This window comes from Bacteroides sp. AM32-11AC, assembly GCF_003603515.1.
GTDB classification, from domain to species: Bacteria; Bacteroidota; Bacteroidia; order Bacteroidales; family Bacteroidaceae; genus Bacteroides; species Bacteroides uniformis.
The window spans coordinates 154,688-168,147 of record NZ_QTNH01000003.1; the positions used below are offsets into that span (position 1 = coordinate 154,688).

Annotated in this window: 10 protein-coding genes; all 10 read left to right on the top strand. The window is 44.7% G+C overall.

The features are described 5' to 3' along the window. Positions 1-203 precede the first annotated feature (203 nt). The 10 genes from DW800_RS04520 to DW800_RS04565 all read left to right on the top strand — a co-directional run bounded on the left by DW800_RS04520 (position 204) and on the right by DW800_RS04565 (position 13,430). Entirely contained in the window at positions 204-1,325 is a 1,122-nt protein-coding gene (locus DW800_RS04520) for a DUF4434 domain-containing protein (protein ID WP_310591724.1), read from the top strand. 10 nt (positions 1,326-1,335) lie between these two features. After that, a complete protein-coding gene (locus DW800_RS04525) occupies positions 1,336-2,439 on the top strand; it encodes an SGNH/GDSL hydrolase family protein (protein WP_064774936.1) in 1,104 nt (367 codons plus the stop codon). A 21-nt stretch (positions 2,440-2,460) separates the two neighbouring features. Then, a complete protein-coding gene (locus tag DW800_RS04530) occupies positions 2,461-3,528 on the top strand; it encodes a DUF4434 domain-containing protein (protein WP_035447304.1) in 1,068 nt (355 codons plus the stop codon). Then, positions 3,525-5,036 (top strand): ADP-ribosylglycohydrolase family protein, encoded by a 1,512-nt coding sequence (locus DW800_RS04535; protein ID WP_057281453.1) that lies wholly within the window; start codon positions 3,525-3,527, stop codon positions 5,034-5,036. Before DW800_RS04530 ends, DW800_RS04535 begins: the two co-directional genes overlap by 4 nt. Before the next feature lie 5 nt (positions 5,037-5,041). Next, positions 5,042-6,652, top strand: a complete 1,611-nt coding sequence (locus DW800_RS04540) for a DUF4434 domain-containing protein (protein WP_057281530.1) — start codon at positions 5,042-5,044, stop codon at positions 6,650-6,652. 74 nt (positions 6,653-6,726) lie between these two features. Beyond that, positions 6,727-7,788 (top strand): SIS domain-containing protein, encoded by a 1,062-nt coding sequence (locus DW800_RS04545; RefSeq protein ID WP_035447300.1) that lies wholly within the window; start codon positions 6,727-6,729, stop codon positions 7,786-7,788. Next, the gene (locus DW800_RS04550; RefSeq protein WP_227186983.1) at positions 7,788-8,675 is read left to right on the top strand and encodes an ROK family protein; all 888 of its coding nucleotides are present in this window, start codon (positions 7,788-7,790) and stop codon (positions 8,673-8,675) included. Before DW800_RS04545 ends, DW800_RS04550 begins: the two co-directional genes overlap by 1 nt. 9 nt (positions 8,676-8,684) lie before the next feature. Beyond that, positions 8,685-11,462, top strand: a complete 2,778-nt coding sequence (locus DW800_RS04555; RefSeq protein WP_035447296.1) for a glycoside hydrolase family 2 protein — start codon at positions 8,685-8,687, stop codon at positions 11,460-11,462. Between the two features lie 33 nt (positions 11,463-11,495). Further along, the gene (gene rbsK, locus DW800_RS04560; protein WP_035447294.1) at positions 11,496-12,392 is read left to right on the top strand and encodes a ribokinase; all 897 of its coding nucleotides are present in this window, start codon (positions 11,496-11,498) and stop codon (positions 12,390-12,392) included. Positions 12,393-12,422: 30 nt separating this feature from the next. Next, entirely contained in the window at positions 12,423-13,430 is a 1,008-nt protein-coding gene (locus DW800_RS04565; RefSeq protein ID WP_057281451.1) for a GRP family sugar transporter, read from the top strand. Positions 13,431-13,460 lie beyond the last annotated feature (30 nt).

Genomic DNA, 13,460 nt, shown 5'->3' on the forward strand with positions numbered 1-13,460 from the left:
ATGAGAAAGTGGGTTTAACATTGATACCTCCCGGCAAAATTTCAAATAAGATAAATTTGGATATACGTGGAGGAATTGTGAATAGGGGTAATTCTCTGCAAACTTATCAAGTTTCCCTTTTTTGGGATAAAGAGAAAAAATCTGCTTTATTGTGTGATACAACTTTGAAAATATCATCAAGTAAATCGGATGTTGTGAAGATTATGATTCCCATGAAAGATAAAGTGGGCAAGCATAAGGTGATTTTGAAGGTGTCTGATGGCAAAAGAGTATATCGTAAGACAAAAGAAATAGAAGTAATTCAATCGGACATTCGTTCCATTCAGCAGATTTCAGGTGCTTGGACCGGAATCTATCATTGGAGTGAAGAGGAAGGTAAGCACTGGAATCAAGATATCAAAAAGATGACCGATGACCATTGGAGAGAGATGATTCGTTCCATGCACAAGATTGAGATGGATATGGTGGTAATTCAGGAAGTATTTCGCCATCAAGCTTATATCGGAAGTTCTACTACCGTTGAGGATTATCCGGGGAAGGCTTTCTATCCTTCTAAATTATATCCCGGCCGTATGGACATTGCAGCTGAAGATCCTATCGAAGCCATTCTCTCGGAAGCGGATAAGCAAGGAATGCAAGTATTGATGGGGGTTGGTATGTTCGCTTGGTTCGACTTTACCCCCGAGTCCTTGGAATGGCACAAACGGGTTGCCAAAGAACTGTGGGATATGTATGGGCATCATGAGTCTTTTTATGCTTTCTATGTATCCGAAGAAAGTGGTGGGGGCCTAAATAACTGGGAACCAGATCCACAACGCAGTAAGGAAAGAAAAGTTGAAATAGTACATTTCTTCAAGGAATTTAAGGAGTTTTGTAGTGCTTTAGCTCCTGAGAAACCCATAATGCTTGCCACTAATAGTTTTGATGTCCCTGTTGGGATGGATACTTATCCGGAATTATTGAAATATCTGGATATTCTTTGTCCATTCGGCTTTGCACGTATGCCGGCAACCGATATAAGCGGCAAAGAGGCTGCCGATTTGTTGCAGAAGGTTTGCGATGAGGCGAATGCGCACTTGTGGTTCGATCTTGAGGCTTTTCTATTCAATCCGGACAATTCTTTGTATCCCCGTCCTATAGAGCAGATTATTCATGATTTGAATCTGTTTGACAATTTCGAGAAGATCCTTTGCTATCAGTTCCCCGGTGTTTTCAACGATCCGGAGATGTCTATCCGTGTGGGCGAAGCGCGTACAATCAACTTGTTCAATGGGTATATGAGATATTTGAAAGAACTGAAATATAGGAATAAAACACGTAAATAAAAAGAAAGTGATGAAGCGCTGTTATCTATACCTGTTTATCCTAATAGAGATGTGTTGCCTGTCGGAGCTTTCTGCTAAGAGTTGTGGCAAGGTTTTCAAAGGGAATGATCCGGCCGTGAGATATGTTGGCAGAACGCTGGTTTCCTCGGACGGGTCGGTATCTTTCGATTGGGTGGGCACCTATTGGGAGACTCGTTTTACGGGCGGAAGACTCTCTTTGATAGTCTCTGAAACCGGAACAAGCTACTACAATGTGTTTGTGGATGATGAACTGCACCGGGTTGTAAAGGTGTGCGGGACAGATACTCTAATTAATGTGGTGTCGGGGATAGATAAGCGTCTTCATAGCTTGAGGATGCAAAAACGTTCTGAGGGAGAGTTTGGAAAGACAACCATCCACCGATTTGTGCTCTCTGCTTCGGGACAGTTGCAGGCAAGTCCTACTGTGCGTACCCGTCATATTGAGTTTATCGGCAACTCGCTTACTTGTGGGTATGGGGTGGATGGTAGGCACCGTGATGAGCCTTTTGGGGTGGAAACGGAAAACTGTAATCATGCCTTTGCAGCCATGGTAGCCCGCTATTATGATGCCGATTATACGTTGGTTGCCCATTCGGGCAGAGGAGTAGCCCGTAACTACGGTGATTCGGTGAGGGTGTCGAAAGTAACGATGAAAGACCGAATGCTAAATACTCTTGATGAAGACCTTACTGTTAAATGGAATTTCACGGGCTATCGACCGGATTTGGTGGTTATAAATTTAGGCTCGAACGATTTTTCTACAGAACCGCATCCTTACAAGAGAGAGTTTGTAAAAGCTTATATGCAGATAATAGCACAGTTGCGCGAGCATTATGGGAATATTCCTATTCTCTGCCTTTATCCGGTTGCTATGCAGGCTCCGGTGTTCAGTTATTATGAAACAATAGTGTCTGAATTGAATGATCCGAAACTCTTTCTGCTGAGGCTGGATGAAGGACTTTATAACAGGACAACAGATTTGGGTGCAGCCTGGCATCCCGGATACAGTGGACATAGGAAAATGGCTATGTGGATAATTCCTTATATCTCGACCCTCATGGGGTGGGAATTGGCTGATAAAATTATTGAGTAAAACAGAAAAAAAGAACAAGAGATGAGAAGACGTGATTTTATAAGATATTTAGGCTTGGGAAGTGTGGCTGTGACCATACCCGAAGCTATGCATGCAGTTCCTGCTGCCGCCACCACATTGTGTTCGGACAAGAAGACCAAGCCTATTTCGGGCTCTTGGTTTGAATTTCAACATTCGGCAGCCGAAGGCGGGTATTGGAATGAAGCATTGGCCCATTTTACTGCCGACCAATGGCGCAGGAAGGTGTTTGAAATCCGTGAGGTCGGTATGGAGTATTTGGTTTTGATGGGAGTGGCTCGTGCCGGCAAACCCTTCTATCCTTCTAAAATTGCTCCTCGGATTCCAATGGGGTGTGATGACCCGCTGGAAGCTGTCCTTTCTGCGGCAGATGAATGTGGTATCAAATTTTTTGTCAGCAATGATTTTTGGGGCGATTTAGATGCTTACAACATGATGTTGGACAAGGGAGTACAGACAGTTCGTTTCCAGGCGATGGAAGAGATAGCTGAGAGGTACAGTCATCATGCGTGTTTTTATGGGTGGTATTTCCCGAATGAAGCCATGCTGCAACCTTATTTTGTGGATGCTTGTGTGAACTATGTCAATGAGACTGCGGCATTTGCCCAACGCCTGACGCCCAATTGTGTGAACCTGATAGCCCCTTATTTTATCAAGGAAGCCCGTTTTGATGATCATTTTGTTCGTCAGTTGGAGAAGATGAATATTGATATCATAGCCTATCAGGACGGGGTGGGAGTGAACCATACTTCATTGGAAGACTCGGCCAAGTTCTATGAAATATTGTATAAGGCGCATGAAAAAGCTTGCAGGGCTCGTTTGTGGGCAGATGTCGAATTGTTTTATTTTGAGGATGGAACCGGTGGTAATTTGCTTCCTGCTGATTTTGGCAAACGCATTATCAGGCAGCTGGAAGCTGTGTCCCCTTATGTGGATAAGGTGCTCTGCTATCAATATTTGGGCATTATGAACAAACCTGATACAGATATTGTGGCAGGGCATCCGGATTCTATAAAATTATATGAGCAATATACAGAATGGTATAATCATTATCAAAAGAAGTGTGAATGAAAAAAGTATTTCTCTTGACTTTATTGGTTCTGTTTGGTACCTTTGAAGTAAAAGCTGCTTTTAAAAAGAACGAAAAGAGAATTTTGTCAGAGCAAGTGCTGAAGGATAAGGTGAAAGGTGCTTGGGCCGGGCAAACGTTAGGGTGCAGTTATGGTGGTCCCACCGAATTCAAATTCCTGGGAACTATTATTCAGGATTATATTCCCATTCCTTGGAATGAACACATGGTGAAAAAATGGTACGATAGCTTTCCGGGACTTTATGATGATGTCTATGTAGATTTGACATTTGTCGAAGTCTTTGAAAGATGCGGTTTGGATGCTCCGGTGGATTCGTTTGCCGTTGCCTTTAAGCGAACGGAATATCCCTTGTGGCATGCCAATCAGGTAGCGCGCTATAACCTGCTGCAAGGAATGAAAGCTCCTCAGAGCGGGCATTGGAAGAACAACCCTCATGCCCATTGTATCGATTTTCAGATTGAGGCTGATTTTGCCGGAATTATGTCGCCTGGGATGCCCAATCAAGCGGCTGAAATTTGCGATAAGGTAGGTCACATCATGTCTTATGGCGAAGGTTGGTACGGGGGGGTGTATGTTGCAGCCATGTATTCTTTGGCCTATGTCAGTGATGATATGGAGTATATTGTGGAAGAAGCCCTTAAAATCATACCGGAGGAAAGCGATTTTCACAAGTGCATGTCCGATGTCATTCGTTGGCACAAGAAATATCCCAATGACTGGAAGCGTACTTGGTTTGAACTGCAGAACAAGTGGAGCGAAGAAATCAGTTGTCCCGAAGGCATCCACAATTCTTTTAATATCGGTACGAAAATCAACGGGGCCTACATCCTTTTAGGATTGCTCTATGGAGAGGGTGATTTTACAAAAACCATTGATATCTCTACCCGTGCTGGGCAGGATTCTGACTGCAACCCGGCATCGGCAGCAGGTATATTGGGAACCATGATAGGTTACAGCAACATTCCCGAATACTGGAAAGGGACTTTGTATGAGGTGGAAGACCGGCCTTTTTCTCATACAGACATAAGTCTGAACAAGGCTTACGAAATGACTTATAAACATGCTTGTGATATGCTCCGGAAGCATGGAAATGCGAAAATAGGGAATGCTTTTGAAATCAAGCGGGAGGATATTCGTCCTGTTGCGTTGGAAGTGGCCTTTGAGGACCTGAAAGTTAGTGGCAAACTTACTGTTGAAAAATCGATAGATGAGGTGAATCCATTCACTTTCGTAGGCACAGGTCTGGTGGTGAAGGGGTACGTCGCAGGTGCTCTTCCGACAGACTATACGGCCGAAATGGAGGTGTATATAGATGGGAAATTGCATGAGACCACTGCTTTGCCTCAGGAACTCAATCACCGGAAGTGCGAGTTGTTCTTCTGCTACGACTGTCCGGTGGGTAAGCACGCAGTGACTTTTAAATGGAAAAATCCCGTGTCCGGCGGAAAGATATGGATTACCGAAATTATAACCTATACAACGAAATGACAGCCATGAAAAAAAGAATGATTCTGGCAACCTTGTCTTCTTTGTTGCTATGTATGGCAGCTTGCAGCAATAAGCAGCTCCCCACAAGCGAGGATATCTTGACAGAAGCTCGTGCTGTGAAGACATTGAACGCTTATGATGAGATGAATTGTGTGGTGTATGATATGAAGGTAACTCCTGCCTCGCCTAAAAGTTCGATAGACCGTTTTGTCAGTGATGACTGTGTAGAAGGTGCAGGAAGTTTTGAAATCAGATACTCTTTTTCCGGCAATTCTTCCGAAGCGGAATCGGTGTATATCCAGCAAAGTGGTGGAGACTACCGCAGTGATTTATCTTTTCATCCTCTGGGACTTTCCATTTGGGTGAAGGGTAATAAGAACAACAAGGGTACATTCCGTTTTATGATAATTCAAGATGCAGGCATGTTCACCCAGGGGACACTGCACGACAAAGGGCGCTGGCAATTCTTTGAATATGTGGACAAAGAGGTGTTGACTCAAGAAGAGTGGACTCGGGTGGTGATGCCATACGAAGCCTTTACTTTTGTCAAGGGACATGATATGGGGGATAATAAACTGATGCTGAACCGCTTTGAGGGGTATCGGATAGAAGTAACCAATGATGAGGGTGTAATGTGTACCGGTTCGTTCTGCATTGACAATCTGGAGCAGTTGACTTCTTATGCTCCCGAGTTCAAAGGGGCTCCAAAGTTTTCCAGTGTGTTTATTCAATTGGACGGGGTATATGAAAACACCGATTGGGATAAGGAGTTTAAAGCAAGCCAAGAGGTGGGCATTGATACCTGGATTATACAGTATGCCGAGGGGTTCAATGACCGTGCAGAAGAAAAAACTTCTTTTTATGTTCCAACAAAACTTCCTTGGGTCACGAAACAATATGATATCATGAACCGGATGTTCGAGGCTGCCAAGCAGAATGGAATGAAGCTTATCGTAGGGCTTTATCCCGGTGATTATAGCAAAAAAGACACTGCAAGCCCCGAGCAATACGATTTCCTCGTAGAGCGGAACAAGCAGGTCTTTGATGAACTGTTTGCCCTTTGGGGAAATCATCCCTGCCTGGATGGTTGGTATATAACGGAAGAGTTTCACGATGGCTCCTATCCCGTGGGGTGGCAGCAAGAACCTTCACTCTCCATGCTGGCCAACTATTTGCAGACGGTGGCGGCTTATATAAAGTCGAAATCTCCCAAGGAAGTCTGCATCGCTCCTGCCTTGTGGCGTGGCATGCCGGCCGATCTTTGTGGGGAGTGGTTCGGTAAGATATTTGCCCAAACACCCGATATTGATGTTCTTTATCTTCAGGACATAGGCGGACGTTGTCTGGTGGACTTTGATGTGGATCTGCCCAATTGGTTTGCCGAAATAAAGAAAGCCTGCGATGCCAACGGAGTGATTTTCGGGGTAGACATCGAGTCGTTTAAGGAATGCTGGTGTCCGAAGATTACAATGCGTACCAAGCCTTGGTCAGAGTTGGAAGAACAATTAAGGGTTGCCGGAATGTTTACCGATCATATTACGAATTTCAGTTGGGCTACCTTTAAGCCGGGAACGGACACTTATGAAGGTTATAAGAGGTATATTGAAGGAAAATGACCTATTGCTGATGCAATAAAATAGCTCATTAGCGGAATTGGTAGTGTTTAATCAATAAAAAACAAATATTTTTTATGAATCAGTTCATCAAAGAAATACAAGAACAACCGGAAATGTTGGAACGTACTCTTGGCTATTATCATTCAAGAGAAGGAAAGGAGCGTTTGGATGCTGTCTGTACTCTGTGGACAACCGGTGACTATGACAAAATAGTACTTACCGGTATGGGAAGTTCTTATTTTGTATCGCAAGCTGCCGCGACCATGATGACCGCTTATAATATACCCGCTTTTGCTATCAATGCCGGGGAGCTATTGCATTTTCAGTCTTCAGTTCTGACAGAGCGCACTTTATTGGTTGCCATCTCACAGTCAGGCGAGAGCTATGAGGTGATTGAACTGCTTAAACAACTTGGTGAACGGCATCATTCACGGTTGACAGTGGTTGGGGTCACAAATGAGTCTGGAAGTTCTTTAGCGGCGATGGCTACTCTCAGTCTGCTATGTAAGGCTGGGAGGGAGGAAATGACATCTACGAAGACATTTATCACCACCTATCTGGTAGTGTATCTGCTTGCAGGAGCATTGGATGGTCGCAGGGTGGATAATGCTCTTTTAGATAGTGTCGTTCGGGAAGTCGGTCTTCAGCTTGAGAAAGGGGGGATTTATTTATCCCGTTCGGTCGCTTTTTTAAGTGGGCATCCGTTTGTTCAAGTGATAGGCAGGGGTACGGTTTTTGCAAGCGCTGCCCAAACCGCCCTGATGTTTATGGAGGCTACCAAGACTCCGGCTTCAGCTTTGTTGGGCGGTGAGTTTCGCCACGGCCCACTAGAGATGGTAGGCCCTGGCTTTATCTGTATCATTTATGCGCATTCACGGTCCGGTGTTTATCGGCAGAGCATCAGGCTTATGGCTGATGTTCTGTCTTTTAATGGTAAAGTGATCCTGGTGTCGGATATCTCCTCCGGCATTGAAAGTGTGAATTTGCTGGAAATCAATGTTCATTGCGGAGACCCTGATTTGTTTGCAATTCCGTCCATTGTTCCTGTTCAGCTGATAGTGAATGCTTGGGCGGAAGAAATGGAACTAGTGCCCGGCAGTTTTACACATGGTGCTAAAGTGACTTCAATAGAATAATGATGGGACGAAGAAAGGTAGCCATAGGAGTCGATATCGGAGGCACAAAGATCAGTGCGGGTATTGTTGGCGGAGAGGGATTGGTTTATGCTTCTCCCCGTACTATTGCAACTAATCCGAAAGAACCCGGCGAAGTAATTATTGCCAATTTGTTTTCTCTGTTGAAAAATATTCTGGCTGATGCTGCGGATTACGATATTCAGGGCATTGGTATCGGGTGTACCGGACCTCTCGATATAGGTAAAGGTATACTGCTGGATGTTGAGAATCTTCCCACTTTGAACTATTTTCCGTTGAAAGACACCGTTGAACAAGCATTTCCGTTGCGGGTGATCCTTGATAATGATGCCAATGCGCTGATTTATGCAGAGGCATTATGGGGAGCGGGTCGGAATGCCGGTTCAGTCCTGGGTTTCACTTTAGGAACGGGGATAGGATGTGCTTGGATTAATGGAGGAAAAGTATGGCGTGGGCATTCCGGTTGTGCTGGAGAAGTATGGACTTCACCTTATAAAGAAGGGATATTGGAAGATTATGTATCCGGCAATGCCGTCACCCGTCTTTATAAAGAATATACAAAGGAGGAGTTGCCGGCTTATCGTATAGCCGAACTGGCACGGTCCGGTGATAAAATGGCTTTGCAGGTATGGGATGCTTTTGCCCAGGCATTAGCTCATGCTTTGTCATGGACAGTGAATATTACCGATCCCGAAATTGTCATCATAGGCGGATCTGTTCTGAAATCTTCCGATTTATACTGGGACAAGGCAGAGTGGCTATTTCGTAAATTCATTTGTCGTTCAGCAGCCCGGCATACTACTTTGCTGCCTGCAGCCTTGGGAGACAATGCCGGATTTATTGGTGCGGCTGCATTAATATTAAAATAACAAGAAACTATGAGAAAACTCTTTTTTATACTGTTGATATGTAACATGTTGTTTGTCAATGCCCAATCTCTTGAACTGGAGAACTGGAAGATTATCAATTCTTCCGAGCTAAACGCCGGAGCTGCTGAGGTTTCGCAATTGTCTTATCCCACTGCCGGATGGTATCAGGCCACTGTGCCCACTACCGTGTTGAACGCTTTGGTGAAGGAAAACGTATATCCTGATCCGAGAATCGGCCTGAATAATTACCTGATTCCGGATGTGTCGGATGAATTTAATGCCCGGATGGATCTATCTAAATACAACTACCTGAAAAGTGGCCGTAATCCTTGGCAAGATCCATACTGGTATCGTACGGAAGTCGTTCTTCCCAAATCATATAAAGGCAAGAAGGTATGGCTGACCTTGAACGGCATCAACTACCGGGCAGATGTCTGGGTAAATGGTCGTCAGGTTGCTGATAAAAAAGATATTGTGGGTATGTTTCGTCGCTTTAAACTTGATATAACCGGATATGCCCGTGCCGGAGCCAACAATTGCATTGCGATAAAAATTTATCAGGTGGATCATCCGGGCGTCCCGACTCCCGGCACCCAGTTGAAAGTATTCGGTCCTGTACGCGGACATTCCTACGATATCTTTAAGGATGAGACATTGAAGATATCCGGTGGCTGGGATTGTGCTCCCGTGGTTCGCGACCGGAATATGGGTATCTACCAGAAAGTGATAGTGGAAGCCACGGACGAGGTGTTGATTGAAAATCCTTTTGTTATCACTACTTTACCAAAGTCCACTACCATGCCTATGAAGGTTGACACTGGGCTTGCAAAGGTCAATATTAAACTTGAAGTGAGGAATACTTCTGCAAAGCTTGTCGAGGGAAAGGTGAATGCTTGGATTACATTACTCAACGAAGTCAAATTTCCCACTTATACCAAGCATATGGAGGGATACCTCAAGCCAATCAAGCTGACGAAGAAAGTAGCCCTGCGTGCCGGTGAGAGAAAAGTAGTGGAACTGACCCCTGAGGACTTTCCTTCCTTGCTGATAGAAAACCCGTATTTGTGGTATCCGAATGGGTATGGCGAGCAATACTTGCATCACATGAAACTGTCTTTTAGCATCGGTGGAAAAGTGTCCGATACCAAAGAGTTTGATTTCGGAATCCGTGAGGTGGCAAGTGGACTGAACCGGGTGGGAGATGAATGTGGTCGTGTATATTATGTGAATGGCAAGCGGATATTCTGTAAGGGCGGTTGGATACAGCCGGACATCTTGTTGGAGGAATCTGAAAAACGTATCTATGATGAAGCCCGCTTGATGGCAGAGGCGAACATCAACCTGATTGGCAGTGAAGATATGCCGTCTCCTTCTGAAACCTGGTTTGAAAGTTTTGACAAATATGGCCTGATGTGGTGGCATGTTTTCTATCAATGTTTCCGTATGACTCCCGGAACTGAAACTGCTGACAATCCTCTGGATCATGGTCTGGCGGTGGCAGGAGTGGAAGATATGATGCTCCGCTATCGCAATCACCCTTCTATTATTTCATGGATAGGAGCCAATGAGGTCTTGATGAATGAAAGCTTGTACAAGCTGACCAAGGAGAAAGTGAGGAGTATCGATACTACGCGTGTTTATCTTCCGACTACCAGTTTTCATTGGGATGTAGACGCCTTGACTCCTTATCTGAAAGAAGATCTGCCAACAGGTACGACGGATGACGGTGCGCCCGACTATAATTGGGCGCCTTCTTCCTACTTCTTTGATAAAGTGCGTGAGGTCCATTTGCAGATGTTCCGCAATGAACTGGGGATGCCTTCCATGCCGACGTACAACAGCCTCCGGAAATTTATTCCTACCGCGGAGAGTACGGCTAATGTAAACAGCCCTATTTTCCCATTGGATAGCATTTGGGCTGAACATGGTGCTTGGGATGTAAGTAATTATTGCTATCGCTCTTATGACAATGCCATTCGCACAATGTTCGGTGATCCGAAGACGGCAAAAGAATATGCCGACAATGCCCAGTTTCTGAGTGCCGATGGTTATCGCGCTATGTTTGAAGCGGCTAATCACCGGATGTGGGATATTACTTCCGGTGTGATGATTTGGAAGATTAATTCTTGCTGGCCCGATGTGTGCTGGCAGATATACGACTGGTATCTGGCTCCCAATGCTTCTTATTATTTTGCAAAAAAAGCTATGGAACCGGTGCACGTACAGTTGAATGCGAATGATTTCAGGGTTTCTGTGATTAATGCCTCCCATCAGACACTGCAAGACGTGAAAGTGACGGCTAAAGTTATCAACAATGACATGGAAGTGGCTTGGGAGGACTCCCAGCGGATAACTGTTTCTCCCGATTGCTATCAGGAGATTGTTACGGTGCCCCGGTGTGGAAAATACTCTTATAATTACTTTGTGAAGCTGGAGCTGCATGATAAATACGGTAAACTTCTGTCCGAGAACCTATATTGGTTCTATTCCCAGCATATGGATTTCTTTTGGTTCACTTCTATGGAGAAACCGGAATTGAAGGAGGAGGTTGAAGTTACCAAAGAGGAAGGGGAATATGTCTTTTCTATTTGTTTGAAGAACGAATCGGATCGTTTGTCCCATTTCAATCATCTGACTTTGCTGGACGTCCGGGGTAAGGAGATTAATCCGGTATTCTGGAGTGACAATTTTATTACGCTCTTTCCGGGAGATGAAAAGGTAATAACGGCTCGTGTGGCAGTATCCGATGCCGGAGATACACCTCCTGTGTTCTTCCGGGCACGATGATGAATAGATTGAATTTATTTATAATATAGTGTTATGAAAAAAATTATAGTGATTGGCAGCTCCAATGTGGACATGGTGGTGAGAACTTCTCATCTGCCTGCTCCCGGTGAGACGATTCTGGGAGGGGAATTCTTTATGAACCAGGGTGGAAAAGGAGCAAATCAGGCTGTTGCAATAAAGAGATTGGGCGGCAATCTGATATTTATGGCAAAATTGGGGAATGATGTATTAGGTCGGCAATCTGTCGGTTATTTTAAAAAGGAAGGAATTGATACAAGATATATTGCTCTCGATGAAGATTCTGCTTCCGGAGTAGCTCTGATCAGCGTGGACGATCATGCGGAGAATAGTATTGTAGTGGCATCCGGTGCCAACATGTTGTTGAACGAACAAGATGTGGATAAAATGTTGGAGGAAATGTGTGAGGGAGATATCCTCTTGATGCAATTGGAAATTCCGCTTCAAACAGTGGAGTATGCTGCCAGAAAGGCTTTCGGGAAAGGAGTGAAGGTGGTGCTGAATCCGGCTCCTGCCCGCAGTCTTCCCAAAGAATTGTTCCGGCATCTGTACATGGTCACTCCGAACCGCATCGAGGCGGAGATGCTTACGGGCATAAAGATTGCCAATGATGCCGATGTTGAGAAAGTGGCGGAAGAGATTTGCGCGATGGGGGTAAAGAATGTAATTATCACTTTGGGTTCGAAAGGATGTCTTATAAGGGAAGAGGGCGTTTCTTATCGTATAGATGCTTTCAAAGTGGAGCCTGTTGACACTACAGCTGCCGGAGATACGTTTAATGGGGCTTTGTGCGTAGGATTGTCAGAGGGCATGGACTTGAAACAAGCTGCTGTGATGGCTTCAAAAGCTTCATCCATAGCTGTAACCAGAATGGGAGCCCAGTCTTCTATTCCTTACCGTGAAGAGTTGTAATCATTAAAAACAATATTAAATATCACGATTATGTTTATAGTTGAAAGTTACGGATTGGCGGTAGCGTTGTGCTGGGTCACGATGTTATGCTGGGGATCATGGGGAAATACTCAAAAATTGTCAGCCCAAACATGGCGCTATGAATTGTTCTATTGGGATTATGTGATTGGTATACTTCTTTTTTCTTTGGTTTGGGGCTTGACACTGGGCAGCATTGGAGAAGGGGGACGCGGATTTATGCAGGACTTGCAGCAAGTTGGTATGGAGAATTTTTGGAGCGCTTTTCTGGGTGGCGTCATATTCAATGCCTCGAATATATTGTTGTCGGCTTCCATGTCGTTGGCTGGTATGTCGGTTGCTTTCCCGATAGGGGTGGGGTTGGCGTTGGTATTAGGCGTATTTGTCAATTACTTTAGTGTACCGAAGGGGGATCCTGTCACTCTTTTTGGGGGTGTCTTCTTGATTGTGTTGGCCATTGTTTTTAATGGGATTGCTTCCAGTAAAGTTTCTGAAGTATCAGGTCAGACTGTCCGAAAAAGAGGAGTTCTGATCGCTGTCTGCGCTGGTATTCTGATGGCGTTTTTCTATCGTTTTGTCGCCGCTGCTATGGATTTGGAAAATCTGGAATCGCCTGCTGTTGGTATGATGACTCCGTATTCTGCCTTGTTTGTGTTTGCAATAGGTATCTTTATCAGTAACTTTCTATTCAACTCTTTGTTAATGAGGAAACCTTTTACGGGGGTGCCTGTGGCTTACAGTCAATACTTCAAAGGAAATATGAATACTCATTTGGTTGGTATTTTGGGGGGTGCCATTTGGGCGTTGGGAACAGCGTGCAGTTATATTGCTGCCGGAACAGCCGGTGCTGCCATTTCCTATGGGTTGGGACAAGGGGCTACGATGGTTGCCGCATTATGGGGGGTGTTTATTTGGAAGGAATTCAAAGGGGCTTCTAAATCTACTAATCTATTGATTGCCTTGATGTTTATTCTCTTTATTTTAGGTTTGGCGTTAATTATTACGTCCGGTGGCAATTGATCTTTTATTAATTAAAAAAATGTGTATATT